General features: G+C 72.2%; 21 protein-coding genes and 1 riboswitch. Of the genes, 10 read left to right on the top strand and 11 right to left on the bottom strand.

What is annotated here, in order from left to right; translation table 11 throughout:
* Window positions 1–24 precede the first annotated feature (24 nt).
* Window positions 25–1,377 (top strand): alpha/beta hydrolase family protein, encoded by a 1,353-nt coding sequence (locus KI385_RS14670; RefSeq protein ID WP_238572658.1) that lies wholly within the window; start codon window positions 25–27, stop codon window positions 1,375–1,377.
* Between the two features lie 79 nt (window positions 1,378–1,456).
* Here the strand turns inward: KI385_RS14670 and KI385_RS14665 are convergent, their stop codons facing one another.
* The 6 genes from KI385_RS14665 to KI385_RS14640 all read right to left on the bottom strand — a co-directional run bounded on the left by KI385_RS14665 (window position 1,457) and on the right by KI385_RS14640 (window position 9,192).
* Entirely contained in the window at window positions 1,457–2,449 is a 993-nt protein-coding gene (locus tag KI385_RS14665; protein ID WP_238572656.1) for an ECF transporter S component, read from the bottom strand.
* Window positions 2,446–4,107: an ABC transporter ATP-binding protein gene (locus tag KI385_RS14660; protein WP_238572655.1), complete on the bottom strand. Its 1,662-nt coding sequence runs from the start codon at window positions 4,105–4,107 to the stop codon at window positions 2,446–2,448. The genes KI385_RS14665 and KI385_RS14660 overlap by 4 nt, the downstream gene beginning before the upstream one ends.
* Window positions 4,104–5,411 carry an energy-coupling factor transporter transmembrane component T gene (locus tag KI385_RS14655; RefSeq protein ID WP_238572654.1) on the bottom strand — a complete coding sequence of 436 codons (1,308 nt, stop codon included), beginning with the start codon at window positions 5,409–5,411 and terminating at the stop codon, window positions 4,104–4,106. Before KI385_RS14655 ends, KI385_RS14660 begins: the two co-directional genes overlap by 4 nt.
* Complete coding sequence (locus KI385_RS14650) at window positions 5,408–6,187, bottom strand: SCO2322 family protein (RefSeq protein ID WP_238572653.1); 780 nt, start codon at window positions 6,185–6,187, stop codon at window positions 5,408–5,410. The genes KI385_RS14655 and KI385_RS14650 overlap by 4 nt, the downstream gene beginning before the upstream one ends.
* A complete protein-coding gene (locus KI385_RS14645; protein WP_238572652.1) occupies window positions 6,187–7,494 on the bottom strand; it encodes an SCO2321 family membrane protein in 1,308 nt (435 codons plus the stop codon). Before KI385_RS14645 ends, KI385_RS14650 begins: the two co-directional genes overlap by 1 nt.
* A gap of 223 nt (window positions 7,495–7,717) precedes the next feature.
* A riboswitch (cobalamin riboswitch) is annotated at window positions 7,718–7,844 on the bottom strand.
* A gap of 229 nt (window positions 7,845–8,073) precedes the next feature.
* Window positions 8,074–9,192: a Strvi_7410 family MBL fold metallo-hydrolase gene (locus tag KI385_RS14640; protein WP_238572651.1), complete on the bottom strand. Its 1,119-nt coding sequence runs from the start codon at window positions 9,190–9,192 to the stop codon at window positions 8,074–8,076.
* Between the two features lie 238 nt (window positions 9,193–9,430).
* On the opposite strand from KI385_RS14640, the gene KI385_RS14635 reads away from it, so the two are divergent.
* Together KI385_RS14635 and KI385_RS14630 are read left to right on the top strand one after the other, a co-directional pair.
* Window positions 9,431–10,882 carry an aldehyde dehydrogenase gene (locus KI385_RS14635; RefSeq protein WP_238572648.1) on the top strand — a complete coding sequence of 484 codons (1,452 nt, stop codon included), beginning with the start codon at window positions 9,431–9,433 and terminating at the stop codon, window positions 10,880–10,882.
* Window positions 10,882–11,115: a ferredoxin gene (locus tag KI385_RS14630; protein ID WP_238572647.1), complete on the top strand. Its 234-nt coding sequence runs from the start codon at window positions 10,882–10,884 to the stop codon at window positions 11,113–11,115. The genes KI385_RS14635 and KI385_RS14630 overlap by 1 nt, the downstream gene beginning before the upstream one ends.
* Before the next feature lie 102 nt (window positions 11,116–11,217).
* On the opposite strand, the gene KI385_RS14625 is transcribed toward KI385_RS14630, so the two are convergent.
* The gene (locus KI385_RS14625; RefSeq protein WP_238572646.1) at window positions 11,218–11,850 is read right to left on the bottom strand and encodes a TetR family transcriptional regulator; all 633 of its coding nucleotides are present in this window, start codon (window positions 11,848–11,850) and stop codon (window positions 11,218–11,220) included.
* A 239-nt stretch (window positions 11,851–12,089) separates the two neighbouring features.
* On the opposite strand from KI385_RS14625, the gene KI385_RS14620 reads away from it, so the two are divergent.
* The 5 genes from KI385_RS14620 (at window position 12,090) to KI385_RS14600 (ending at window position 17,010) form a co-directional block, all read left to right on the top strand.
* Window positions 12,090–13,475 carry a glycosyltransferase family 4 protein gene (locus KI385_RS14620; protein ID WP_238572644.1) on the top strand — a complete coding sequence of 462 codons (1,386 nt, stop codon included), beginning with the start codon at window positions 12,090–12,092 and terminating at the stop codon, window positions 13,473–13,475.
* A 76-nt stretch (window positions 13,476–13,551) separates the two neighbouring features.
* Window positions 13,552–14,439: a class I SAM-dependent methyltransferase gene (locus tag KI385_RS14615; protein ID WP_238572643.1), complete on the top strand. Its 888-nt coding sequence runs from the start codon at window positions 13,552–13,554 to the stop codon at window positions 14,437–14,439.
* Entirely contained in the window at window positions 14,436–15,506 is a 1,071-nt protein-coding gene (locus KI385_RS14610; protein WP_238572642.1) for a prenyltransferase/squalene oxidase repeat-containing protein, read from the top strand. Before KI385_RS14615 ends, KI385_RS14610 begins: the two co-directional genes overlap by 4 nt.
* Window positions 15,507–15,606: 100 nt before the next feature.
* Complete coding sequence (locus tag KI385_RS14605) at window positions 15,607–16,176, top strand: hypothetical protein (RefSeq protein ID WP_238572640.1); 570 nt, start codon at window positions 15,607–15,609, stop codon at window positions 16,174–16,176.
* A gap of 30 nt (window positions 16,177–16,206) precedes the next feature.
* Window positions 16,207–17,010, top strand: a complete 804-nt coding sequence (locus KI385_RS14600) for a maleylpyruvate isomerase family mycothiol-dependent enzyme (RefSeq protein ID WP_238572639.1) — start codon at window positions 16,207–16,209, stop codon at window positions 17,008–17,010.
* A 14-nt stretch (window positions 17,011–17,024) separates the two neighbouring features.
* On the opposite strand, the gene KI385_RS14595 is transcribed toward KI385_RS14600, so the two are convergent.
* The 4 genes from KI385_RS14595 to KI385_RS14580 all read right to left on the bottom strand — a co-directional run bounded on the left by KI385_RS14595 (window position 17,025) and on the right by KI385_RS14580 (window position 20,941).
* A complete protein-coding gene (locus tag KI385_RS14595; RefSeq protein WP_238572638.1) occupies window positions 17,025–18,035 on the bottom strand; it encodes an LLM class F420-dependent oxidoreductase in 1,011 nt (336 codons plus the stop codon).
* A gap of 174 nt (window positions 18,036–18,209) precedes the next feature.
* The gene (locus tag KI385_RS14590) at window positions 18,210–19,058 is read right to left on the bottom strand and encodes a DUF5336 domain-containing protein (RefSeq protein WP_238572637.1); all 849 of its coding nucleotides are present in this window, start codon (window positions 19,056–19,058) and stop codon (window positions 18,210–18,212) included.
* A 199-nt stretch (window positions 19,059–19,257) separates the two neighbouring features.
* Entirely contained in the window at window positions 19,258–20,262 is a 1,005-nt protein-coding gene (locus tag KI385_RS14585; RefSeq protein ID WP_238572636.1) for an N-acetylmuramoyl-L-alanine amidase, read from the bottom strand.
* A 19-nt stretch (window positions 20,263–20,281) separates the two neighbouring features.
* Window positions 20,282–20,941, bottom strand: coding sequence for a class I SAM-dependent methyltransferase (locus KI385_RS14580; protein WP_238572635.1), 660 nt, complete (start codon window positions 20,939–20,941; stop codon window positions 20,282–20,284).
* A gap of 477 nt (window positions 20,942–21,418) precedes the next feature.
* On the opposite strand from KI385_RS14580, the gene KI385_RS14575 reads away from it, so the two are divergent.
* Window positions 21,419–23,602: an acyl-CoA dehydrogenase family protein gene (locus KI385_RS14575; protein ID WP_238572634.1), complete on the top strand. Its 2,184-nt coding sequence runs from the start codon at window positions 21,419–21,421 to the stop codon at window positions 23,600–23,602.
* Between the two features lie 54 nt (window positions 23,603–23,656).
* Window positions 23,657–24,874 (top strand): lipid-transfer protein, encoded by a 1,218-nt coding sequence (locus KI385_RS14570; RefSeq protein WP_238572632.1) that lies wholly within the window; start codon window positions 23,657–23,659, stop codon window positions 24,872–24,874.
* Window positions 24,875–25,030 lie beyond the last annotated feature (156 nt).

The following is a 25,030-nucleotide window of genomic DNA, read 5'->3' as shown; positions in this document are numbered from 1 at the left end:
TCCGCATCTTCATCCGCATCCGGTGTGTCGGCCGCATCGATCCTGACGGGTGCACCGGACGGGCATCGCCGGCGCCGCGCATCGCGCAGTCTGGCCGCCGGCGCCGCTGTCCTGCTGGCAGCGCTCACGACGGCCCCGGCCCTTGCCGCGCCGTCGGCGGTCGCGGCGCGGACGGCCGACGAGGGGCCGACGACGGCGACCACAGTGGGGGAGACTGCGCACGCGGCGCAGGCCGCCGACACCGCCCCGCGGACCGATCATGGTCGCGGAACGCTCCTCTCCATCACGCCCCTCGGCCGACAGAACCGGGCCGAGATCATCGCCCAGGCACAGAAAGTCGGCATGGAAGCCGGCACCGCCCGGCACGGCGTCGCCGCATACCGCCTGACCTACCGCACGATCACCCCCGACGGCCGCCCCACCACCGCATCCGGCCTGCTCGCCCTCCCGACCGGCACCAGTCACCGCCCCCTCCCGCCAGTCGTCCACACCCACGGCACCCTCGCCTACCGCGGCTACGCACCCTCGGTGGGGGAAGGCCCCGACCGAGCGGTGTCGGTGCTGTACGCCTCGGCCGGCCGCGCCGCCATCGCCCCCGACTACCTCGGCCTCGGTACAAACCCCGGCCGCCATCCCTACATGGACGCCCGATCCGCCGCATCGGCCTCCCTGGACATGCTCCGGGCGGCCCACTCGGCCGCCCCGAAACTCGGCGCCGTCCTCGACCGCACGGTGTCCCTCACCGGCTTCTCGCAGGGCGGGCAGGTTGCCATGGAACTGGGCCGTGAGCTGGACCGCGGGGCCGATCCCCGGTTCCGCCTCGGAATGCTTGCACCGGTCGGCGGGCCGTACGACCTCGACGGCAGCGAACTCCCCGGCATGTTCGACGGCCGCATCAACCCCCAATCCGCCGTCTTCTACATCTCCTTCTTCCTCACCGCCCAGAACCGCTTGCACCCGCTCTACAAGGACCCGAGCGAGGTGTTCCGCGCCCCCTACGCCGACCGTGTCGAGGACCTCTTCGACAGCGACCATCCGGCGGAAGAGATCGCCGGGAAGCTGCCCAGCCGTCTCGAAGACCTGCTCACGGACGCTTGGTACGCAAAACTCCAGCACCCCTCCGGTGCCCTGCTGGAATCCCTCCGCGCCAACGACCGCAGCTGCGACTGGAAGCCGGACCGAGGCGTGCGGATAACCCTCTACTCAGCGTCCGGCGACCGCGACGTCCCGATAGCCAACACCCGTAGCTGTGCGAAGGAACTGACGGACCACGGCGCCAAGGCCACGGTGGTCGACCAGGGCGCCGACGCCGACCACAACACTTCGTTCCTGCGCTCGGAGCCGTCCATAGCCCGCGCTCTGCCCGTCGCCCGCTGACTCAGTCCGGCGGAGGGCGTTGCTGGCGGGAGCTGGTGAACCGGTGAACCGGTGATTCCGCCGGTCGGAACGGCGGTCGTTACGGAGCCGCGGACCCTCTCGGCGGATCGGGGGCGAAGGAAACGGGGGCGTCGAAGGCGGCGCGGCGGGTGGCCCGGCGCAGGGCCTTGAGGGCGGTGCCGCCCAGGGTGAAGGTGAGGATCACGGTGACCAGGGCTCGGGGCAGGTCCCAGCCGAGGGAGGTGGCAAGGCAGTAGGCGATATAGCGGGCGAGGTTCTGATCGAGCGGATCGCCGGGAACGAAGGAGACGCCTGAGGCCATGCCGGCGATATAGGGCCATCCCTGGAGGTTCATGATCAGGCCGTAGAGGACGGCGGAGACGGCGCCGTAGGCGGCGAGCATGGCCAGCTCGCGGCGACCGCGGAGCCGGTCGGGCCCCGGCAGCAAGCCGGCGCCCATCGACACCCACCCCATCGTCAGCATCTGGAACGGCATCCAGGGGCCGACGCCCCCGGTCAGCAGTGACGACGCGAACATCGCCACGGAACCCAGGACAAAGCCGAAGCCGGGACCGAGCACCCGGCCCGACAACACCATCAGGAAGAACATCGGCTCGATACCGGCCGTCCCCGCGCCGAGCGGGCGCATCGCGGCCCCGGCCGCGGCCAGTACGCCGAGCATGGCGATGGCCTTTGCGTCCAGGCCCGCGTCGGCAATGGTCGCCACGACAACGGCGAGCAGCATCGGCAGCAGCGCGGCGAACAGCCAGGGGGCGTCCTTGGAATGGGCGAGCCCGGAGGCGGAGTCGGCGAGCAGTGGCCATCCGAACGCCATCACGCCGATGGCCGAGATCAGGACCAGGGCGGCGATGGAGCGGGGGCCGAGCCGCACGGCACGGGCTTGGCGGCCGGAGCCGACGCCGGTGCCAGAGCTGACATCGGCGTCGGAGTCGGTTTGGGAGTCGGGCCAGGATTCGGTGCTGGTGCTGGTGCTGGTGCTGGTGCCGGTGCCGGTGCCGGTGCCGGAGCGGGGGCCGGAGCCGTCCGGGCCGTGTGGGTGTGCGCGGTTCATGCGGTGGTCTCCAGGGCGCGGGCCACCTGAGGAACGGTCAGCCAGGGCAGCGGAGCGAGGACCTTGGCGACCTGTGGAGCAAAGGAGGGGGAGGAGACGACAACCTCGTCGGTGGGACCGTCGGCGACGATCTCGCCGTCCGCCAGGATGACGACGCGGTGGGCGAGTTCGGCGGCGAGTTCCACGTCATGGGTGGCCAGGACGATGGCGTGGCCCTCGGCGGCCAGGGTGCGCAGCACCTCGACCAGGCGGGCCTTGGCCGCGTAGTCCAGGCCGCGGGTGGGCTCGTCGAGGAGGAGCAGCGGGGGCCGGGCGGTCAGTACGACCGCAAGGGCGAGGGCGAGGCGTTGGCCCTCGGACAGATCGCGGGGGTGGACGGAGTCCGGGACATCGGGAAGCAGCTGAGTGACGAGAGCCCGGCAGCTGCCGGCGGGGGCGCCCGCGTCCTGATCGGCCGCGGTGCACTCGGCGGCGACGGTATCCGCGTAAAGGAGGTCACGAGGTTCCTGCGGCACCAGGCCGACATGCCGCAGGAGGGTGCGGGGGCTGGTGCGGTGCGGAGTGGCACCACCGACGCGCACCGTGCCGGAGGACGGTGGGTGCATACCGACGAGGGTGCTGAGGAGGGTGGACTTCCCGGCGCCGTTACGGCCCATCAGGGCAATGGTCTCGCCGGCCCGGACGGTGAGATCGACCCGGTGCAGTGCATCGATCCGGCCCCGGCGAACGCTGAGCCCGGAAACGTCCGCGGCGACCCCGCTGGCCGGGCCGCCGGTGGGCACGCCCGGCGAAGCGTCCGCGCCCGGCAGCGTGCTCCCGACACCCACCTCCGGCGGGGCGATCCCTGCCAACCGCTCGCGCAGCGGGGCGGCCTTGCGGCGGGCGTCGCGTACGGAGAGGGGGAGAGGGGTCCAGTGGGCGAGGCGGCCGAGGGCCACTACCGGAGGGTGGACGGGGGAGACGGCCATGATGTCGGCGGGGGTGCCCATGAGGGGGGCGGCGCCGGGTGAGGGGAGGAGGATGACCTGGTCGGCGTACTGGACGACGCGCTCCAGGCGGTGTTCGGCCAGCAGGACCGTGGTGCCGAGGTCGTGGACCAGGCGCTGGAGTACGGAGAGCACCTCTTCGGCGGCGGCCGGGTCGAGTGCCGAGGTCGGTTCGTCGAGGACCAGGACCTTGGGGTGGGTGGTGAGGACCGAGCCGATCGCCACCCGCTGCATCTGGCCGCCCGAGAGGGTGGTGATCGCCCGGTCGCGCAAGTCGGCCAGGCCCAGCAGGTCCAGGGTTTCCTCGACGCGCCGGCGCATCACGTCGGGGGCGAGGCCGAGCGATTCCATACCGTAGGCGAGTTCGTCCTCGACGGTGTCGGTGACGAAGTGCGCGAGCGGGTCCTGGCCCACGGTGCCGACGACATCGGCGAGTTCGCGCGGCTTATGGGTGCGGGTGTCACGGCCGTCGACGGTGACGCGACCGCTCAGGGTGCCGCCGGTGAAGTGCGGAACGAGCCCGCAGACCGCGTTCAGGACCGTGGACTTGCCGACGCCGGAAGGGCCTACGAGGAGGCACAGTTCGCCCTCGGGGACGATCAGGTCGATGCCTTGGACGGCGGGCGCCGCGGCGTCGCCGTAGGTGACCGACACCTGCTCGAACCGGATCACTGGGTGGGCTCCTTCTCGCAGGGTTCGGTATCGGTGGGTGGGTTGGTGGACGGGTTGATAGATGGGCCTGTGGGTGGGGTGGTAGGTGGGGTGGTTTCAGGGGTACGGCCCTGGCCCGTCGCCGCGTCCGCAGTCCCGGCTCGGCCCGCCGCCTTGTCCGCACGCTCCGCTCGGCTCGTTCGGTCGGCGCGGTCCGCTCGCCCGGCACGGCCGGTACCCTCCGTGCTTCCCGGGGTCGGGGCGGCGAACGCCGGCAGTAGGCCTACGAGAAGGGAGGCGGCCGGCCAGAGGGGGAGAACGGGGGCGGTGAGGGGGACGGCGGGTGGGTGGAGGGCTGCGGGTGCGTAGTCGTTCGCCCACATCATCAGGGCGGCGACGGCGATGCCGGAGCCCGCGACCAGCCAGGCGCGGACGCCCCATCGTTCGGGACGGTAACGGCTGCGTACCGACCGGCGGCCACCGAGCCAGAGCCCGGCGAGCGCGGCGGCCAGTCCGGCGAGCAGCAGCGGCAGCCCGTAGCCGCCCCCTGTGTCGCCCAGCAGACCGTACGTACCCGCGCAGATGCCGAGCAGCCCGCCGAGGGTGAGGACGGAGGTGGTGTGGCGTACGGCGCGCGGCACTTGGGCGGTACGGCCGTAGCCACGCGCGTCCATGGCGGCGGCCAGTGCCACCGAGCGCTCCAGCGCGCCCTCCAGCACCGGCAGCCCGACCTGGAGGAGCGCCTTGAACCCGCGGTCGGGGCGGCCGCGCAGCCGTCGGGCCGCGCGCAGCCGCTGTACGTCGGCGACCAGATTCGGTGCGAAGGTCATCGCGACGACGACCGCGACGCCCGCCTCGTAGAGCGCGCCCGGCAGGGATTTCAGGAGCCGAGAGGGGTTGGCGAGTGCGTTGGCGGCGCCGACGCAGATGAGGAGGGTGGCCAGCTTCAGCCCGTCGTAGAGCGCGAAGATCATGCCCTCTGCCGTGACCCGGCCGCCGATGCGGACGCCCTTCGCCCAGTCCGGCAGCGGCACTTCGGGCAGGGTGACGAGGGTGTGCGTGCCGGGGATCGGCGAGCCGAGGACGAAGGCGAAGACCAGCCGGATGGTGATCACGACCAGGCCGAGCTTGACGAACGCGCCGTACGAGCGGGCCCACGGCGCATCCGTACGGCGGGCCGCGACGACATAGCCGGCCACCCCCACCAGCAGCCCCAGCAGCAGGGGGTTGGTGGTGCGGGAGGCCGCGGTGGCCAGTCCGAGCGCCCACAGCCACCAGGCGCCGGCGTGCAGCGCGGTGCTACGGGTCGCCTGCGGGGCGCTCATCCGCGCCGGCGGCGGGCCTGCCAGACGGCCGCCGCGCCCAGTGCGATGACGGCCGCGATACCGCCGAGCAGCCCGGCGGACGGGCCGCCGTCGTCGTTGCCACCACTGCCGTTGTCCCCGCTGCCTGCGGCGTCACCGCCGTGACCGTCCGCCGCCGTCCCCGAAGACGACGACGCGGACGATCCGGTCCCCTTCGAACCGGCCTCCGTCGAACCGGCCTCCTTCGACCCGCTCACCTGCTCCGCGCACCCCGACTTCGGGTAGCCGGCGATGGCGCACAGCAGCGCGTTGGAGTCGTAGCGCAGCGGGCGGGCGACCGCGGCCAGCGCCTCGCCCGCCGAGGCGTCCTCGGCCACCTGGGCGCACTCCGTCCGAGCCGCCGGCGGCCGTTCGTCGCCGGGCGCGTCCGCGGCGGTGCCGAAGTCGATGACGATGCCGATCCGCTTGCGGCCGTCCTTGGCGGGCGTATCGCGGCAGATCGCCTCGAAGTCGGCGGCCGCACGTGGCTTGCCGGCCGCCGCGGAGTCGGCGCTGACGGTGAAGCGGAAGCCCTCGACCGCGCCGTCGGCCGGCCGCATGGTGGCCGGCCCCTCGGTGGCGTACGCCCAGGAGCCGCCCTTGCCGCCCTTGCCGCCGGTCCCGCCGCCGTCGCCGGTCCCGCCCTTGCCGTCCCAGAAGGACCAGTAGCGGTACTCCTGCGCCTGGGCGGGCCCGGCGGCCAGACCGGTGACCGTGCCGGCCAGCAGCAGCGCGCCGGCGATCCTGGTACGCCGCATCAGAGCTCGTTCTTCTTCTTACGGCCGCTCATCAGGAAGCCGATGCCGGCGCCGATGGCGAGCCCGACGGCGACCACCCACCACACACCGATGCCGCCGCCGTTGTCGTCGGAGTCCTTGGCGTTCTTGTCCGGTGCGGTGGACGGTGCGGCGCTGCCGGCCGGCTTGGGGCCGGTGGCGTTGAGCGCGGCCACCAGATCGGTGCCGCCGAAGGAACGCGGGTCGGTGCCGGTGGCGTGCGCGGTCAGCACCAGCTGGGCGTACGCGGCCGGGCCGCTCTGCTTGGCCCAGTCCGCCGAGTTCTTCTCCAGCCACTTCAGCGGCTTCTGCGCGGCGGCGCCGTGCCCGCCGGCCGCCAGCGCCACCACGGCGTCGGCGGTGTTGCCGACGTCCGGCTGCTTCTCCGCGCCCGGCATCGCGGAGAGCAGATGCTGTCCGTTCTTGTCGAGCTGCGCGACGAGGTAGGCGGCGCCGCCCTCCGCGGCCTGCGCCGGCCCGGTGCCGGCGGGCTTACCGTCCTTGCAGCTCAGCGGCTTGACCGGCCGATCCGCTCCCTTGCCGGCGGGCTCGACGACAAAGCCCTTGCCCAGTGCGCCGGTGGCGGCGGCCGCGGTGGCATCGGCGTTCGGGGCCGCGCCCTTGAGCTGGAAGGTGAACGCGCCGCGCTCACCCTCCTTCGCATGGCAGCCCAGCTGGAAGGTGAGCAGCCCCTCGTAGGGGGTCTTGCCGCCCTTCTTCGACGTCACGGACTCCGGCTTCTCGCCCGCCGCCGCAAGAGCGCCGATGACCACGGAGGTGGAGTTGGCGTCGCTGGGCGAGCCGGCCATCGAGCTCCAGCCGCCGTCGTCGTTCTGTACCGACTTCAGCCAGTTCACGGCCTTCTTCACGGAGTCACCGTGCCCGCCGAGTGCGGCCAGCGCCTGCACCGCGGCCGCCGTCTGGTTGGTGTCCCGCATCGTCTTGGCGTCACAGGCCTTGCCCGGCTCGGCGCGGTAGGCGGTGAAGGAGCCGTCGGCGCACTGCTGCCCGACCAGCCAGTTCACGGCCGACGCCGCGGGCCGTACGCCCACCGTGTCCTGGGCCAGCAGCGCGAGCGACTGCCGCCAGACACCGTCGTACTGCGGCTCCTTGGTGCCGTACAGCCCCTCGGGCAGCTTCTTGGGGGACGGGGTGTCGGCGAACGCGGCGGGGGCAGCGGCCGCGCCCAGCACCACCGCGGCCGCCAGCGCCGTGGCGGCACGGCGCGCCAGGAAGGCGACGGAATGCGTCAAAGGGGCCTGGTGAGCCATGGAAGCCATGGGGGCCATCGGGTCTGGTGCCTCTCGGGTCGGGTCGCGGCGGTGCTACGCAGCCACGCTCGGCCGGCCACCCGCACACCGATCCTCCGATCGGGCGCGGTGGCACCGGGCTCAGCTCCGTATACCTCGACGGTGCCGCGCACCGGCCGTCCGCGCGGGCAGGCGGTTCCGGTGGCGGGAGCCTTGGTCGTGTCCCATCGGGTGCTCCGGCTCGTACGGCCGTGTGTGCCGCGCGGGTCGCGGTGCGCGGACGGGCCGTCCTCACGGTTGCGGGTCAGCGCCGGATTTACACCGGCTTCCCCCGATCGGATACGGATGAAGTTGTCCCGCACACCCTAACCGGCGCCCGGCCGGCCCTGGCTCGCACGTACGAACCGGGGGCGGGCCGGTCCGTGCGGAGATCGGCGGTGGGGCGTCCGTGCGGAGATCGGCGGCCGGAGCGGGCCGGTCCGTGCGGAGACCGGCGGCGAGGGCGGTAGGCGCACAGCCCGACCGGGCCGCCTGCCCGTTCGGCGAGGGCGGTACGCGCACGCCCGGCAGCCGTACACCGTCGGGCCACAGCAGCCACCACGCGCGGCCATCCCGCGATCACACCGCCTGATACCTCACCGGATCCGAACCCGTCACCATCTCCACATACCCCTGCTTCACCAGCCGGCGCAGATGTGCCTCGGCCTCCGAGACGGCGATGTTGCGGGACCCGTAGGGGATCTGCTCCCAGGGGCGGTTCCACTCCATGGCCACCGCGAGCTGCCAGGGGGTGCGGGGTTCGCGGAGCAGTGTGCGCAGGCCGGAGAGCCGGTCCTCGTGGTGGGTGATGAGCTCGCGTACGCGCCCTTCGGCGTCGGTGAAGGCGTGCTGGTGGGCGGGCAGCACCTCGGCGGGGGCGAGTCGGCCGATGCGTTCGAGGGAGTCGAGGTAGTCGCCGAGGGGGTCGGTGCCTTCCCCCAAGCTCTCAACTCTTCGCCCACTCTCGGCTTCGCCCGAGCGGGGGGACCCCCATGAGCAGGGGGGACCCCCATCGTCGTCCGGGTCCTCGTAGAGGCCGATGTGCGGGGTGATGCCGGGCAGGAGGTGGTCGCCGGAGAACAGCCGGCCGAACCCCTGGGGCAGCCCCGAGGGGTGGTCCTCCTCCAGGTGCAGGCAGACGTGTCCCGGAGTGTGTCCCGGCGTCCAGATGGCGCGTACCCGGCGTCCGGGCAGATCGAGCAGCTCGCCGGGGTCGATCTCGCGGTCCGGCAGCGCCGCCCGTCGGCCGGGCAGCTTGCGGCCGCTCCCTTTGGCGCGCGCCTCCCGCAGCGGCGCCAGATGGTCGTCCGGTGCGCCCGCCGTCGTGAGCTTGGCGATCAGGTAGTCGAGCCACCGGCCCGGTTCGGCCTCGCGGGTGCGGCGGACCACCGCGGTGTCCGCGGCGTGCATCGCGATCCAGGCGCCGGACGCCTCCCGGACCTTGGCGGAGAGACCGTGGTGGTCGGGGTGATGGTGGGTGATCAGGACGCCGTGGATGTCGGTGAGGGTGAAGCCGCAGGCGGCGACGCCGGCGACGAGGGTGTCCCAGGAGTCCGGGTCGTCCCAGCCGGTGTCGATGAGCACCGGTCCGCGGTCGGTCTCCAGGAGGTGGACGAGGGTGTGGCCGAGCGGGTTGTCCGGGATGGGGACGGCGATGCTCCATACCCCGCCCCGGTGGTCGGTCACCTGCGTCGTCATCCCGTTCCCCTCTCGGTGTGGCATACACCTGGTCCCCGCCCCCTCACTATAACTAGAACTGGTTTCAATACGGCCTGAAGTGGCCCTTCCTCTCCGGGGAGTTGGGATTCTGCTGCCGTCGTGGACTCCTTCAACTAGAACTGGTATCAGTTCCTGATGCAGTGAGAATTCTGACGCAGCGTCAGACAGTCAGGGAGCACACGTCGGACAGGCGGCCAACCCGCAGGAGGCGGCAGCGATGAGCGACCTCGTCGAGCACGGAAAGCTCTACATAGGCGGAGAGTTGGTCGATCCGGCCGGCCGGGACACGATCGAGGTCGTCTCCCCGCACACCGAGCAGGTCATCGGCCGCGTCCCGCACGCCTCCCGGGCCGATGTCGACCGCGCGGTGGCCGCGGCCCGTACGTCCTTCGAGTCCGGGGTGTGGGCGAACGCCCCGTTGGCGGACCGGATCGCGGTGGTGACCCGTATCAAGGACGCCTTCGCGGCGCGCAGCGAGGAGATCGCCAGGGTCATCAGCTCCGAGAACGGCACCCCGTTCACCTCGGGCGTCATGGTGCAGTCGCTGGCCGCGATGCTGGTGTGGGACTCCGCGCTCACGGTGGCGCGTGACTTCACCTTCGAGGAGCGCCGGGCCGGGGTGCTGGGGCCGCTGCTGGTGCGGCGCGAGCCGGTCGGGGTGGTCGCGGCCGTGGTGCCCTGGAACGTCCCGCAGTTCACCGCCGCCGCCAAGCTCGCGCCGGCCCTGCTGGCCGGCTGCTCGGTGGTGCTGAAGGTCTCGCCGGAGACCCCGTTGGACGCCTACCTCCTCGCGGAGATCGCGACCGAGGCCGGACTGCCGAAGGGCGTGCTGTCGATCCTGCCGGCCGACCGCGAGGTGAGCGAGTACCTGGTCGGGCACCCGGGCGTGGACAAGGTGTCGTTCACCGGCTCGGTGGCGGCGGGCAAGCGGGTCATGGAGGTCGCGTCCCGCAACCTCAGCCGGGTCACGCTGGAGCTGGGCGGCAAGTCCGCCGCGGTGATCCTGCCGGACGCGGATCTGGACGCGGCGGTGGCCGGCATCGTGCCGTTCGCCTGGATGATCAACGGCCAGGCCTGTGTGGCCCAGACCCGGATCCTCGCGCCGCGCAGCCGCTACGACGAGATCGCCGAGCGGTTCACCGCGGCGGCGGGCGCACTGGCCGTCGGCGACCCGCTGGATCCGGCCACCGAGGTCGGTCCGCTGGTCGCCTGCCGGCAGCAGCAGCGCTCGCTGGACTACATCGCGCTCGGCCAGCAGGAAGGCGCCAAGGTCCTGACCGGCGGCGGCCGCCCCAAGGGGCAGCCGACGGGCTGGTACGTCGAACCGACACTCTTCGGCGAGGTCGCCAACTCCATGCGGATCGCCCGCGAGGAGATCTTCGGCCCGGTCATCTGTCTGCTGCCGTACGACGACGAGGCGGAGGCGGTACGGATCGCCAACGACTCCGACTACGGGCTCTCCGGCTCGGTGTGGACGGCCGACGTCGACCACGGCATCGACCTCGCACGGCAGGTGCGCACCGGTACGTACTCGGTGAACACCTTCAGTATCGACATGCTCGGCCCGTTCGGCGGCTACAAGAACTCCGGGATCGGGCGGGAATTCGGCCCCGAGGGTTTCGGTGAATATCTGGAGCACAAGATGATCCATCTGCCGGCGGGTGCCTGATGGCGGACCGCTGGCAGGTGGAGGTGGACCGGAGCGTGTGCATCGGCTCGGGGATGTGCGTCGGCGCGGCACCGGACGACTTCCGGCTGGACTCGGCCCGGCAGTCGCACCCCGTGACGCCGGTGGCGGATGCCGCGGAGAGCGTGCTGGCGGCGGCCGAGGGGTGCCCCGTGGAGGCGATCATCGTCACCGTCGCCGGCAGTGGTGAGGCGGTCTTCCCGCCGGAGGAGTGAGTGGCTCGGGGCGGGGCGGGGGCTCCCTAAGGGGTGGGGGCGGTGGTCCCGTAGGGGTTCGGAGGGCCCCCTACGGGCCAACTACCCGCGTCGGCGGTGGGGTTAACGTGAGTGATCGGGCGCGGTGACATCGATCAGCCGGCACACCGTCTCGATGTCTATCTTCACCTGCGCGATCGAGGCCCGCCCCGACAGCCAGGTGATCAGCGCCGAGTGCCAGGTGTGCTCGATGACCCGGACCGCGGAGAGCTGCTCCGGGGTGGCCGGGCCGTCCAGCCCCATGGCGTCGAGGATGATCGCGGTGGTCAGCCGGGAGACGGTGTCCACCTCGGGGCTGACGGAGCGGTCGGCGAAGGTCAGCGCGCGCACCATCGCGTCCGCGAGATGCGGCTCGCGCTGCAGTGCGCGAAACGCCCGCATCAGGGTCTGGGCGACCCGTGCGCCCGGGTCCTGCTCCGACGGCGGGCGCTTGCGCAGCGTCTCGTGCATGTGCTGGAGCTGGTCCTGCATGGTGGCGACCAGCAGATGCACCTTGGAGGGGAAGTAGCGGTAGAGGGTGCCGAGCGCGACGCCCGAGGACTCGGCGACCTCGCGCATCTGCACGGCGTCGAAGCCGCCACGGGACGCCAGCTTGGCGCTGGTGTGCAGGATGCGGCGACGCCGGGCCTCCTGACGCTCGGTCAGGGGAGGACTCGCGGGAAGCGCCGGCTTGGCCGCCTTGGATTCCGTAGTCATATTTCCCATTCCGTGGCATTCCCTCCGCGATGCGGTGAGTGCCGGTGGTGTGATCGGCACAGCATGGCAGGGGGGCGGGTGGTGGCGCGAATCACCTGGTGCGGCTCTTTTCGCATCGTTCTCGGCCGGTAGATTCGAAGTTCGGTGAACTGATCAGTAGCCAATCAGTTCTGAAACTTGTTCTAGATTACCGCCAGCGGTTACGCTCCGGCGAAAGTCCAGTGAGAAGGGGGCCGAGCGTGACCGCAGAGGCCGTCCAGACAGCCGCGCCTCGCCCCGCAGAGGCCCTCTCGGCCTCCGCTCCGACGAACGGCGAGCGTCCCCTGCGCATTGCGATGCTCACGTATAAGGGGAACCCGTTCTGCGGCGGTCAGGGTGTCTATGTACGCCACCTCTCGCGCGAACTGGCCCGCCTCGGTCACACCGTCGAGGTGATCGGTGCCCAGCCCTATCCCGTCCTCGACGACGGGGTGACGCTGACCGAGCTGCCGAGCCTGGACCTCTACCGTCAGCCCGACCCGTTCCGTACGCCCGGGCGCGGCGAGTACCGCGACTGGATCGACGCCCTTGAGGTCGGCACGATGTGGACCGGCGGCTTCCCCGAGCCGCTGACCTTCTCGCTGCGGGCCCGGCGCCACCTCGCCGCCCGCCGCGGTCAGTTCGATGTCGTCCACGACAACCAGACCCTCGGCTACGGCCTGCTCGGCGGCCCCGGCGCGCTCGGTGCCCCGCTGGTCACCACGATCCACCACCCCATCACCGTCGACCGGCGGCTCGATCTGGCTGCCGCCGGCGACTGGAAGCGCCGCGCCTCGGTCCGCCGCTGGTACGGCTTCACCCGTATGCAAAAGCGTGTGGCCCGCCGGCTGCCGTCCGTGCTGACCGTCTCCGGCTCCTCCCGCCAGGAGATCGTCGACGATCTCGGCGTGTCGCCCGGCCGGATCCATGTGGTGCACATCGGCGCCGACACCGACCTGTTCTCGCCGGATGCGTCGGTGCCCGAGGTGCCGGGCCGGATCGTCACCACCTCCAGCGCGGATGTGCCGCTCAAGGGCCTGATCCACCTCGTCGAGGCGCTCGCCAAGGTGCGCACGGAGAACCCCGACGCGCATCTGGTGGTCGTCGGCAAGCGCGCCGACGACGGTCCGGTCGCCGCCGCCATCGAACGGCTGGGGCTCGCCGGCGCCATCGAGTTCGTCAAGGGCATCAGCGACACCGAACTCGTCGACCTCGTCCGCAGCGCCCAGATCGCCTGCGTGCCCTCCCTCTACGAGGGTTTCTCGCTGCCCGCCGCCGAGGCGATGGCCACCGGCACCCCGCTGCTGGCCACCACCGGCGGCGCCATCCCCGAGGTCGCCGGCCCGGACGGCGAGACCTGCCTCGCGGTGCCCCCGGGCGACGCCGGAGCGCTCGCCGGCGGACTGCTCCGCCTCCTGGGCGACGAGACGCTGCGCCGCCGGCTGGGTGCGGCCGGCCGGGAGCGGGTGCTGGCCAGCTTCACCTGGCGGCAGGCCGCCATCGGCACCGCCGAGCGCTACCGCGAGGCGATCGCCCTGAACGAGGGCCGGGCCGCCGCCCGCACCCCGCGCACCGTGCCCGCGCCGAGCACCGCCGGACGTCTCTAGTGGCCGGAGCGGCCACGGACCGTACTTCTTCTCGCAGCCATCACCGCCACCCACCGCCGGACGAAAGCAGAACGCCGTGCTGACCGTCGACTTTTCCCGTTTCCCGCTCGCCCCGGGCGATCGCGTGCTCGACCTGGGCTGCGGCGCCGGCCGGCATGCCTTCGAGTGTTACCGGCGCGGCGCGCAGGTCGTCGCCCTCGACCAGAACGGCGACGAGATCCGTGAGGTCGCCAAGTGGTTCGCCGCGATGAAGGAGGCGGGCGAGGCCCCGGCAGGCGCCTCCGCCACCGCGATGGAGGGCGATGCGCTGGCCCTGCCCTTCCCCGACGACAGCTTCGATGTCGTGATCATCTCCGAGGTCATGGAGCACATCCCGGACGACAAGGGTGTGCTCGCCGAGATGGTCCGGGTGCTGCGCCCCGGCGGCCGGATCGCCGTCACCGTTCCCCGTTACGGCCCCGAGAAGGTCTGCTGGGCGCTCAGCGACGCCTACCACGAGGTCGAGGGCGGCCATATCCGCATCTACCGCGGTGACGAGCTGCTCGGCAAGATGCGGGAGGCCGGCCTGGAGCCGTACGGCACCCACCATGCGCACGGGCTGCACAGCCCCTACTGGTGGCTCAAGTGCGCCTTCGGAGTGGGCAGGGACGGTAAGGACGCAGCGCTGCCGGTGCAGGCGTACCACAAGCTGCTGGTCTGGGACATCATGAAGAAGCCGCTGGCCACCCGGCTCGCCGAGCGTGCGCTCAACCCGGTCATCGGCAAGAGCTTCGTCGTCTACGCCACCAAGCCGCATCTGCCGGATACCTCGACCGCCGCCGGGCCCGCCGCCGAGGGGGCGAGCGAGTCCGCCAAGGCCCCCGCCAAGTCCGGTGCCAAGGCCCCCGCCAGGTCCGGCGCCAAGGCCCCCGCCAAGTCGGCTGCCAAGACCTCCGCGAAGACCTCCGCCGGGGCCGCCAAGTGACAAGTCCCGGGCGTACCGAACGGCTTGTCCTGCCGGGGGTGCTCACCGCCGAACAGGCGGCCCGTACGGTCGCCGGCATCCTGGCGACCCAGCGCGAGGACGGCGCGATCCCCTGGTTCCGGGGCCACCACCTCGACCCGTGGGACCACACCGAGGCCGCCATGGCCCTGGACGCGGCCGGTGAACACGAGCGCGCCGAGGCCGCGTACCACTGGCTGGCGCGGCATCAGAACCCGGACGGGTCCTGGTACGCGGCGTACGCCGACGGGGACGCCGCCGCGCCCACCGACCGCGGCCGGGAGACCAACTTCTGCGCGTACATCGCGGTCGGCGTCTGGCACCACTTCCTGTCCACCGGCGACGAGACCTTCCTCGACCACATGTGGCCCGCGGTCTACGCGGCCATCGAATACGTCGTGGAGCTCCAGCAGCCCGGCGGTGAGATCGGCTGGAAGCGCGAGGACGACGGCACGCCCGTCAACGACGCGCTGCTGACCGGCTCGTCCTCCATCTACCAGGCGCTGCGCTGTGCGCTCGCGCTCGCGGAAGCGCGCGAGGAGCCGCAGCCCGACTGGGAGCTGGCGGTCGGCCGTCTGGGCCATGCGATACGCAGCCACCCCGAGCGGTTCCTGGACAAGGCCCGCTACTCCATGGACTGGTACTACCCGATCCTGGGCGGTGCGCTCCGTGGCGAGGCGGCCAGGAACCGTATCGACGCGGACTGGGAGCAGTTCGTGGTGCCGGGCCTGGGAGTGCGCTGTGTGCTGCCCAACCCCTGGGTCACCGGCGGCGAGAGCGCGGAACTGGCGCTCGCGCTGTGGGCGATGGGGGAGTCCGAACGGGCCGTGCAGATCCTCAAGTGGATGCAGCACCTCCGCGCCGAGGACGGCATGTACTGGACCGGTTATGTCTTCGACGACGACGCGATCTGGCCCCGCGAACTGACCTCCTGGACCGCCGGTTCGCTGCTGCTCGCGGTGGCCGCGCTGGGTGGCGACGAGGCCACCACCTCGGTCTTCGGGGGCGAGCGGCTGCCGACCGGGCTCGATCCGGACTGCTGCCGGTAGACGGGGCCCCGTACGGGCCACCCCAGGTGGCGGGAATCCGGCGGGCGGGTCAGGCTGCGGACGAGTGTCCGCAGACGACCGAGCCCGCCGGAGGCGCGCCGTGCCCTTCTCCCCGCCCCTCGCCGATGCCCGTGCCGCCTTCCGGCGGGCCGCCCTCGCGCTCCTGCTGGTCTGCACCCTGACGCTCGGCGGCGTGGCCTGCGGCAGCTCGGGCAAGGGCACCGGCGCGGGTACGACGCCCAGCGGCACCGGCTCCGCGGAGCGGCAGAAGTTCGCCAAGACCCGCTTCGTGGCCAACGCGGGACTGGCGGCGGGCGCCACGTACCAGTGGATCGTGAAGCCGTACCAGGAGGGCAAGTTCACCAAGGGTGCGAAGGGGCGGACATTCGCGCTGGCCAAAGCGGGGCTGGCCGGTGTCTTCACCTACCGCAGGCTCAAGGCCGCGGTGAACAACGCCAAGGGTGACCCGACCCTGACCAAGGCGCTCGCCCCGCTCTCCAGCGGGATCGACTCCCTCAAGAACCTGGGCATCAAGCTGCGCAAGGGCGATGCCGGCGCCGCCGATGTCAGTTCGTTCGAGAAGGTCATCAACAACGTCAAGAGCGCGGGCCGGAGCGCGGGCGCGGAGGTCACCGACGAGGTGCCGACCACCGCACAAATGGGAGGCTGAGCCGGCGGGCCGCACACTACTGTGCGCCGCATGACTCTCCACGGCTCACTCTCCCACGACCGCTATTGCGCCGAACTCCTCAGCGAGACCGCGAAGTTCCGGGCGCTGCTGCACGACACCGACCTCTCCGCGACGGTGCCGACCTGCCCCGACTGGACGCTGGCCGATCTCGCCCGGCATGTGGGCGGCGCGCACCGCTGGGCCGGCACCATCGTCGCCACCCGCGCCGCCAAGAATGTCGACGAAGCGGATGTCCCCGAGGGTGACGGGCCCGAGGGCAACGAGGCGAAAGCCCTGGACGCCTGGCTCGCGGCCGGCGCCGAACTGCTCGTGAGCGCGCTGCGCGAGGCCGGCCCGGACACCGAGGTCTGGAGCTGGTCGCCGGTGCAGAAGGCGGGATTCTGGGCCCGCCGGATGACCCATGAGACGGTGATCCACCGCGCCGACGCGGCACGCACCACGGGCGCCGTATTCGACGTCCCGCCGGAGGTCGCCGCCGACTGTCTGGAGGAGTGGCTGCAACTGTGCGCCCTGCCGCTGGTCACCGCGCACCATGCGGAGCGCGGTGCGCAGCTCTTCGGCCCCGGCCGCACCCTCCACCTGCACGCCACCGACACCCCGCCCGAGCTGAACGCCGAGTGGCTCCTCGACCTGACGGGCGAGCGGCTCACCCACCGCCGCACCCACGAAAAGGCGGCGGTCGCGCTGCGCGGCCCCCTCACCGACCTCCTCGCCGTCATCTACCGCAGGCTGCCCGCGGACAGTGACCGGGTCGAGGTGCTGGGCGATCGCGCACTGCTCGACCAGTGGCTCCGGTGGGCGTCGTTCCAGTGAGCGGCCCGCTCCGCTCAGGCGTTCAGCTCGGCCAGCACCCGTAGCGTCCGCGGGTCCGGGGCGGTGACGAGCAGGTCGGTGACCGGGCCCGTGCGCCACAATTCCAGCCGCTCCGCGATCCGTTCGCGCGGGCCGACCAGCGAGATCTCGTCGGCGAAGGCGTCGGGGACGGCAAGTACGGCCTCCTCCTTGCGGCCCTCCAGGAAGAGCTGCTGCACCCGCCGGGCCTCCTCCTCGAAGCCCATCCGTGCCATCAGGTCGGCGTGGAAGTTCTTGGCCGCGTGGCCCATCCCGCCGATGTAGAAGCCGAGCATGGCCTTGACCGGCAGCAGTCCCTCGGCGACATCGTCACAGACCACGGCGCGTGCCATGGGGGCGATGAGAAAGCCGTCCGGGGCGTTGGCCAGCGACGCCTGGTAGACGCCGGTGCGCAGCGGCGACCAGTACAGCGGCAGCCAGCCGTCCGCGATCCGGGTGGTCTGGGCGATGTTCTTGGGGCCCTCGGCGCCCAGGAGCAGGGGGAGGTCGGCGCGCAGCGGGTGGGTGATGGGCTTGAGCGGTTTGCCGAGGCCGGTGCCGTCCGCGCCACGGTAGGGGTGCGGGTGGAAGAGTCCGTCCACCTCCACCGGCCCCTGTCTGCGCAGGACTTGCCGGATCACCTCGACGTATTCGCGGGTGGCGGTCAACGGGCTCTTGGGGAACGGCCGCCCGTACCACCCTTCGACGACCTGCGGCCCGGACAGCCCCAGGCCCAGCAGCAGCCGGCCACCGGAGAGATGGTCGAGGGTGAGGGCGTGCATGGCGGTCGCGGTGGGGGTGCGGGCGGCCATCTGCGCGATGCCGGTGCCCAGTTTGATGCGCGAGGTGTGGGCGGCGATCCAGGTGAGCGCGGTGAAGGCGTCCGAGCCCCAGGCCTCCGCCGTCCATACCGAGTCATAGCCCAGGCGCTCGGCCTCGCGGGCGAGTTCGAGGTGCCGGGGGTCCGGGCCGCGGCCCCAGTAGCCCAGTGCCAGACCGAGTCGCATGCCGATCGCCTCTCTCCGACGGTGCCCCATCGCGCGGTTCCGACGTACGCCTGAATCTTCTGACGAAGCGTCAGTTGCGTTCGCCCGGCGAACTGTACGACCGGGTCGCGAACAGCGCAACGGCCCCCCGCCCGTGAGGGCGAGGGGCCGGAAAGGACCGTGGTGCGTCCGGTGTCAGCCGCGCTGGATGCCGGTGGTGTCCTGCAGGACACCGCGCCGGCCGTCCTGGGTCTGGGCGATCAGGGCCTGGCCGCGCTGCTCCACCGCGAGGTACCAGGTGCCGGGCGCCAGTTCGGCGATCGGCGACGGCGAGCCGTCCTCGCCGTACAGCGGGCGCGCGACGGGCACCGCGAACCAGAACGGCGCGAAGTCCGCCGGGCCGCCGGCCGCCGGGGTGGCTCCGGCCGGGCCGCCGGCCGAGGCGTCGGCCGGCGCCTGCTGGCCGTAGGTCTGGCCGGCCTGCGGCTGCTGCTGCTGGCCGCCCGGGTAGCCGTAGCCCTGGCCCGTCTGCTGCTGCTGCTGCGCGCCGGGGTAGCCGTAACCCGGGTTGGGGCCCGCCCCGTACGGGGCGGCGGCCTGCGGCTTGGGGGCGCCGATCAGGGCGACCTTGAGGGCCGGGACGAGCGGGGTGGCGAGGGCGCCACCGGCCAGGACCAGCGCGGCGATCAGACCGAGGATCAGGCCGGCGCCGGCGCCACGGCTGTCGATGATCGTCCAGAAGGAGGTCCAGGCGGCGAAGAGGGCCAGGGAGGCGCCCACTTGGCCGATCTCCAGCCCGGCGAACTTCCGCGGCTGCGGCAGCGCACGCGCGACAACGATCAGCGCGGCCGCGATCACCCCCGCCAGATAGACGCTCATCAGCAGCGCGAGCCCGTCCCAGGCGTTCGGGCCGGAGGTCTGGGGGCAGTACTTGCCGACGCAGGTGTCGCCGGCCGAGTAGGTCGAGAGGAACGAGGCGATGAACAGCAACACCGCTGCTCCGATCACCACGCCGTCGCCTCGAGTGAGGGAGCGGATGTTCACGTAAGGGTCCTTTGTCTTTTTCGTGGGTCTGGTCGTCGCTGTCGCGGTGCGCGCGGTGCGAGGCACGGCGGTGGCCACCCATCGTAAAGGGGAACCTATCGCCGAATCCGGCGGGCCGTCCTGTTCGTTTCGGCGCGGTGCGGATGCCGTATCGGATCCGGTATCGGGCGGGTATCGGATCCGGCGCCGGCGGCCGCGGTCAGCCCGTCAAGAAGTCCGTAATGCCCTCGGTGATCCCGCGGGCCGCTTTTTGCCGCCACTGGGCGTCGGTCAATTGCGCGGCGTCCTTGGGGTCGCGCATATTGCCGCACTCGATGAACACCTTCGGCACCGTGGAGAGGTTGAGGCCGCCGAGATCGGAGCGTACGTCGAGCCCCGTGCCGCCGCCGATGTAATTGGACGGCGCGCTTCCGGTTGCCGCGATGAACCGGCCGGCCAGCCGTTCGCCCAGTCGCCGCGACGGCGCCACGATCGTGGAGGTGTCGGCCGGGCCGGCCGTGACACGGGCGGGAAGGATCACATGGAAGCCGCGGTTGCCGGCGCCCGAGCCATCGGCGTGGATCGAGATCGCGGCATCGGCGTGCGCCTTGTTGCCGATGGCCGCGCGCTCGTCCACGCACGGGCCGTACGGGCGGTCGCCGTCCTGGGTGAAGACGACCTTGGCGCCCTGCTCCTGGAGGAGTGTGCGGGCGCGGCGGGCGACGTCCAGGGTGAAGGAGGCCTCGGCGTAACCACCGTTGGTGGAGGTGCCGGTGGTGTCGCACTCCTTGCGCTCGTTGCCGATGTCCACCGGCCGGGCGATCTCCTGCCCGTGATCGCGGTTGTCCGGATTATGGCCGGGGTCGATCACGACGACCTTGCCCTTGAGGCTGTCGTGCGGATCATCCTTGCCGGAGTCGCCACCGGAGTCGCCACCGGAGTCGCCACCGGAGTCGCCACCGGAGCCGTCGCCCGGGGAGTCACCGGAACCCTTGCCGCCCGGTTCGCCGTCCCGCTTCCCCTTGCCGCCGTCCTTGCCGTCGGCGCCCTTCGCCGCCGACTCGCTCGGTCCCGGCTGCCCGGCTCTCGGCGGCCCGCCGCCGTCGCCGCCCGGCGACCGCCAGGCCAGCCAGCCTCCGAGGCCGGCCACCACCATGGCGGCCAGCACGATCAGGAGGGTGCCGCGCAGGCGGCGGTGCGGGGGGAAAGTGCTGCCGTTCGACACGTCCGCGATCGTAGCCCGCTCAGATGCCGGCGCCGGTGCGCCGCAGTACGTGCAGCGACCGGTGCGCCGAGATCTCGGTGAACGCGCCGGACTCCAGGGCTCTGCGGTAGATGCGGTACGGGGCCTGGCCGCCGTCCGCCGGATCCGCGAAGACATCGTGGATGACCAGCAGCCCGTCGGGCGCGATGTGCGGTGCCCAGCCCTCGTAGTCGGCGGTGGCGTGCTCGTCGGTGTGCCCGCCGTCGATGAAGACCAGGCCCACCGGGGCCTGCCAGACCGCCGCGGCCTGCGGCGACCGGCCCACCAGGGCGATCACCTGCTCCTCCAGGCCCGCGGCGTGCAGGGTGCGGCGGAAGGTGGGCAGCGTGTCCATCCGGCCGACCTCGGGGTCGACGACCGTCGGATCGTGGTACTCCCAGCCGGGCTGCTGCTCCTCGCTGCCCCGGTGGTGGTCGACGGTGACGGCCATGACCCCGGCGCCGCGCGCGGCGTCCGCGAGCAGGATCGTGGAGCGGCCGCAGTAGGTGCCGACCTCCACCAGCGGCAGTCCGAGCGTCGCCGCCTCGGCCGCCGCCGCGTACAGGGCCAGGCCCTCGTCCACGGGCATAAAGCCCTTCGCCGCCTCGAACGCGGCGAGGATCTCCGGCTGTGGAGCGGTCGGAGCCGTGGGAGCGGACATGGGCTTCCTCCTGGTGGTGCGGTCAGGTGGCTCATCGTGCCGTATGGGGTGGGGCGGGTGGTGTGCGGGTGGCGCGCGGGTGTCGCTGCGCCGGTATTTTTCGGATATCGGAACGCGGGTTCGCATTCCCTTCCGGCCCGAGTTCTCGCTCGTCCCCACGCGTTCCCGCCTGTTCCCGCCCGTTCTCGCTCGTTCCCGTCGGGTTCCGCTCCGTTCCCGCCGGGTTCTCGTCAGGTTCTCGTCGGTTTATCGCCGGCCGTTTCCCCGATGCCCGAAAGTGGCGAATGCGCATGGGGGAAGTCCGTAGGGGCGGGAATGGCGATCCGTACCGGAATTCACCGGACCGTTTCCTGCGCGCACCCCCACCGTTCCACCGGCGGCACCACCTGGACCTCGTCCGGGCTCCGCCCGGGGCCTCATCCATCCCACTCCGTATCTGACCTTCCGTCAGAATGGAACGTGTTCTAGTCTGCCGGTATGGGCATCGGAATCACGCAAGACCACCGTGACCTCGCCGAGGCGGCGGGCGGCTGGGCCGCGCGGGCCGTGCCGCCCGAAGAGGTACGCAAACTCCTCGACACGGCGCCGGGACGGCACGGGCGGCCCGCCTACTGGGACCAGCTCGCCGCGCAGGGCCTGCTCGGTCTCCATCTCCCCGAGTCCGACGGCGGAGGCGGCGGCGAACTGCTCGACCTCGCCGTCGTGCTGGAGGAGCTGGGCCGCGCCGCGCTCCCCGGCCCGTACCTGCCCACCACCCTCGCCGCCGCACTGCTGCACCGCGGCGGCGCCCGGACCCTCGTACGGGCCCTGGCCACCGGCGAACTCCTCGGCGCCGTCGCGCTCGGCGCGGGCTCGCTCACCGCCGTCGAGGGCGCCGACGGCTATGTCCTGGACGGCACCGCGCCCCCGGTCCTCGCCGGCGGCGACGCGGATCTGATCGTGCTGGCGGCCAAGGCGTCCACCGGCACGGTCCGGCTCGCGGTCGACGCCGAGGCGCTGTCCGTACGCGTCCAGGAAAGCGCCGACCCCACCCGGCCGACCGCCGAGGTGAGCGCGGACGGTGTCCTGGTGCCCGGCGAAAGGTTGCTGACGGTCGACGGCGCCCTCGTCCGTGACCTGGCCGGGGTACTGTTCGCCGCGGAGAGCTGCGGCACCGCCGCATGGGCGCTGCACACCGCCGCGGAACATGCCGCGGTACGCGAACAGTTCGGCCGTCCGATCGGCCAGTTCCAAGGCGTCAAACACCTCTGCGCCGACATGCTCGTACGCTGCGAACAGGCCCGCGCCCTGGTGTGGGACGCGGCCCGCGCGGCGCACGAGCCGCCCGAAGTCCGCGGGCTGGTCGCGGCACTGGCCACCGCCACCGCCCTGGACGCCGCCGTCAGCTGCGCCAAGGACTGCATCCAGATTCTCGGCGGCATCGGCTTCACCTGGGAACACGACGCCCATCTCCATCTGCGACGGGCGACCGTGGCCCGCCAGCTGCTCGGCAGCGGCGACACCCACCGGCTGCGCGCCGCCCGCCACGCGGCCGACGGCGCCCGGCGCACACTGCGGCTGGAACTCCCCGCCGAGGCCACGGAGTACCGCGCCCAGGCCCGTACGGCCATCGACGCCGTACGCGGCCTCGACCCCGCCGCCGTACGCCGCGAGCTGGCACCCACCGGCTATGCCGCGCCGCACCTCCCCCGGCCCTACGGGCTGGGCGCGGGGCCCGTCCAGCAGCTGGCGATCCAGCAGGAGTTGGCGGCCGCCGGGGTCAGGATCAGCGATCTGGGCATCGCCACCTGGGTGGTCCCCTCGCTGATCGCCCACGGCACCCAGGAGCAGCAGGAGCGCTATCTGCTGCCGTCGCTGCGCGGTGATCTGCTGTGGTGCCAGCTGTTCTCCGAACCCGAGGCCGGCTCCGACCTGGCGTCGCTGCGGACCCGCGCCGAGCGGGTGGACGGCGGCGGCTGGCGGATCAACGGCCAGAAGGTGTGGACATCGGCCGCGCAGTGGTCGAGCCACGGGATCCTGCTCGCCCGCACCGACCCGGAAGCGCCCAAGCACAAGGGGCTGACGTGCTTCCTCGTCGACATGAAGACCCCCGGCATCGACATCCGCCCCCTGAAGGAGATCACCGGCGACGCGCTCTTCAACGAGGTCTACTTCGACGACGTGCTGCTGCCGGCCGACGCGGTGGTGGGCGAGGTCGACAAGGGCTGGCAGGTCGCCCGCACCACCCTGGACAACGAACGCGTCCACATGGCCGACCAGTTGACCTTCGACACCGGTCTGCAGGCGCTCATCGACCGCGCCGCCGAGCTGGACGGATCGGTGCGCGCGCGGGTGGGCGCGCTGGCCGCCGAGGCGCACGCGCTGGGCTGCATCGGGCTGCGCACCACGCTCCAGCAGGTATCGGGGCTGGAACCGGGCGCCGGCGCCAGTATCCGCAAACTGGTGCAGACCCCGCACCAGCAGAAGGTCGCGGAACTGGCGCTGGAACTGCTCGGCCCGGCCGGCGCGGTGCGTGAAGGGGCCGGCGAGCGGGCGCTGCACGGCTTCTTGATGTCGCGCTGTCTGACCATCGCCGGCGGCACCACCCAGGTGCAGCTGAACGTCGTCGCGGAGCGGCTGCTCGGCCTGCCCCGCGACCCCGAGCCCCGGCCCCTGATCTGACGACTCCGCGACGACTCTCCGACGACTCCCCGACGGCTCTCCAGGAGGACCCGCATGGCTGGCAAGGCGTACATCGTCGGCGTAGGGATGACCAAGTTCGAGAAGCCCGAGACCCGTGAGTGGCAGTACTGGGACATGGCGAAGGAGGCGGGCGGCAAGGCGCTCGCGGACGCCGGGATCGGTTACGAGGCGGTCGAGCAGCTGCCGGTCGGCTACTGCTACCAGGCCTCGACCGCCGGCCAGCGCGCCGCCTACGAACTGGGCCTGACCGGCATCCCGGTCTACAACGTCAACAACAACTGCGCGACCGCCTCGACCGCGCTGATGATGGCCCGTCAGTTCGTCGAGGCCGGCATCAACGACTGTGTTCTGGCGCTCGGCTTCGAGAAGATGAAGCGCGGCGCGCTGGGCGGCGGCACGGACGGCGGTGCCGGTGGGGGAGCCGCTGGCGCCGGGGGCGCGACCTCGCCGGTCGCCCGGCACTACGGCGTGATGGCCGCCCGGCACGGCTTCGAGATGACCCCGCCCACCGCCCAGATTTTCGGCAACGCGGCCCGCGAGCACATGGAGCGCTACGGCACCACCGCCGAACAGCTCGCCGCGGTCGGTGCCAAGAACCACCGGCACTCCGCACACAACCCCTACGCCCAGTTCCAGGACGTCTACACGGTCGAGGAGATCCTCGCCGCCAGGACCATCCACCGGCCGCTGACCAAGCTCCAGTGCTCGCCGACCTCGGACGGGGCGGCCGCGGCCGTCGTCGCCTCCGAGCGGTTCGTCCGCGAACACGGGCTGGCCGACCGGGCGGTGGAGATCGCCGCGCAGGCCATGACGACGGACACCGAGGACAGCTTCGCCTCCGGATCCTGCATCGATGTCGTCGGTAAGCCGATGTCGCGGGCCGCAGCCCGGCAGGTCTACGCGGCCAGTGGGCTCGGCATCGAGGATGTGGACGTCATCGAGCTGCACGACTGCTTCTCGGTCAATGAGCTGCTGACGTACGAGGCGCTGGGCATGTGCGCGGACGGGGAGTCGGGGAAGCTGGTCGCCGAGGGCGCCACGACCTACGGCGGCCGCTGGGTGGTCAACCCGTCCGGCGGCCTGATCTCCAAGGGGCACCCGCTCGGCGCGACCGGCCTGGCCCAGGCCGCCGAACTGGTCTGGCAGCTACGCGGCACAGCCGGCGAACGCCAGGTCCCCGACGCCCGCGTGGGCCTCGCCCACAACATCGGGCTGGGCGGGGCGGCGGTGGTGACGGTGCTGCGGAGGTGAGGTGCTGGTGCCGGGCGTTAACTCCCCACCCGTGATGGGTAGTTGCCCGTAGGGGGCCTTCCCGCCCCCTACGGGTTCCCCGCCCCCACCCCGTACGGGCCCCCGCGCCCCCGCGCCCCCACCCCGTCTCCGTCCTGCGACCTAGGCCCCTGGTCA

This window comes from Streptomyces inhibens (genome assembly GCF_022221585.1).
Lineage (GTDB): Bacteria > Actinomycetota > Actinomycetes > Streptomycetales > Streptomycetaceae > Streptomyces > Streptomyces inhibens.
Note: the sequence above shows the minus strand (reverse complement) of the source record. Positions and strands in the feature narration are given on the sequence as shown.

Coding starts and splice junctions, on each gene's coding strand:
- KI385_RS14640 (WP_238572651.1), bottom strand. CDS start 9,192: ATGACGACGCAGGTGACCGACCACCGGGGCGGGGTATGGAGCATCGCC.
- KI385_RS14580 (WP_238572635.1), bottom strand. CDS start 20,941: ATGTCCGCTCCCACGGCTCCGACCGCTCCACAGCCGGAGATCCTCGCC.
- KI385_RS14635 (WP_238572648.1), top strand. CDS start 9,431: ATGAGCGACCTCGTCGAGCACGGAAAGCTCTACATAGGCGGAGAGTTG.
- KI385_RS14645 (WP_238572652.1), bottom strand. CDS start 7,494: ATGGCCCCCATGGCTTCCATGGCTCACCAGGCCCCTTTGACGCATTCC.
- KI385_RS14570 (WP_238572632.1), top strand. CDS start 23,657: ATGGCTGGCAAGGCGTACATCGTCGGCGTAGGGATGACCAAGTTCGAG.
- KI385_RS14600 (WP_238572639.1), top strand. CDS start 16,207: ATGACTCTCCACGGCTCACTCTCCCACGACCGCTATTGCGCCGAACTC.
- KI385_RS14650 (WP_238572653.1), bottom strand. CDS start 6,187: ATGCGGCGTACCAGGATCGCCGGCGCGCTGCTGCTGGCCGGCACGGTC.
- KI385_RS14655 (WP_238572654.1), bottom strand. CDS start 5,411: ATGAGCGCCCCGCAGGCGACCCGTAGCACCGCGCTGCACGCCGGCGCC.
- KI385_RS14625 (WP_238572646.1), bottom strand. CDS start 11,850: ATGACTACGGAATCCAAGGCGGCCAAGCCGGCGCTTCCCGCGAGTCCT.
- KI385_RS14575 (WP_238572634.1), top strand. CDS start 21,419: ATGGGCATCGGAATCACGCAAGACCACCGTGACCTCGCCGAGGCGGCG.
- KI385_RS14630 (WP_238572647.1), top strand. CDS start 10,882: ATGGCGGACCGCTGGCAGGTGGAGGTGGACCGGAGCGTGTGCATCGGC.
- KI385_RS14665 (WP_238572656.1), bottom strand. CDS start 2,449: ATGAACCGCGCACACCCACACGGCCCGGACGGCTCCGGCCCCCGCTCC.
- KI385_RS14595 (WP_238572638.1), bottom strand. CDS start 18,035: ATGCGACTCGGTCTGGCACTGGGCTACTGGGGCCGCGGCCCGGACCCC.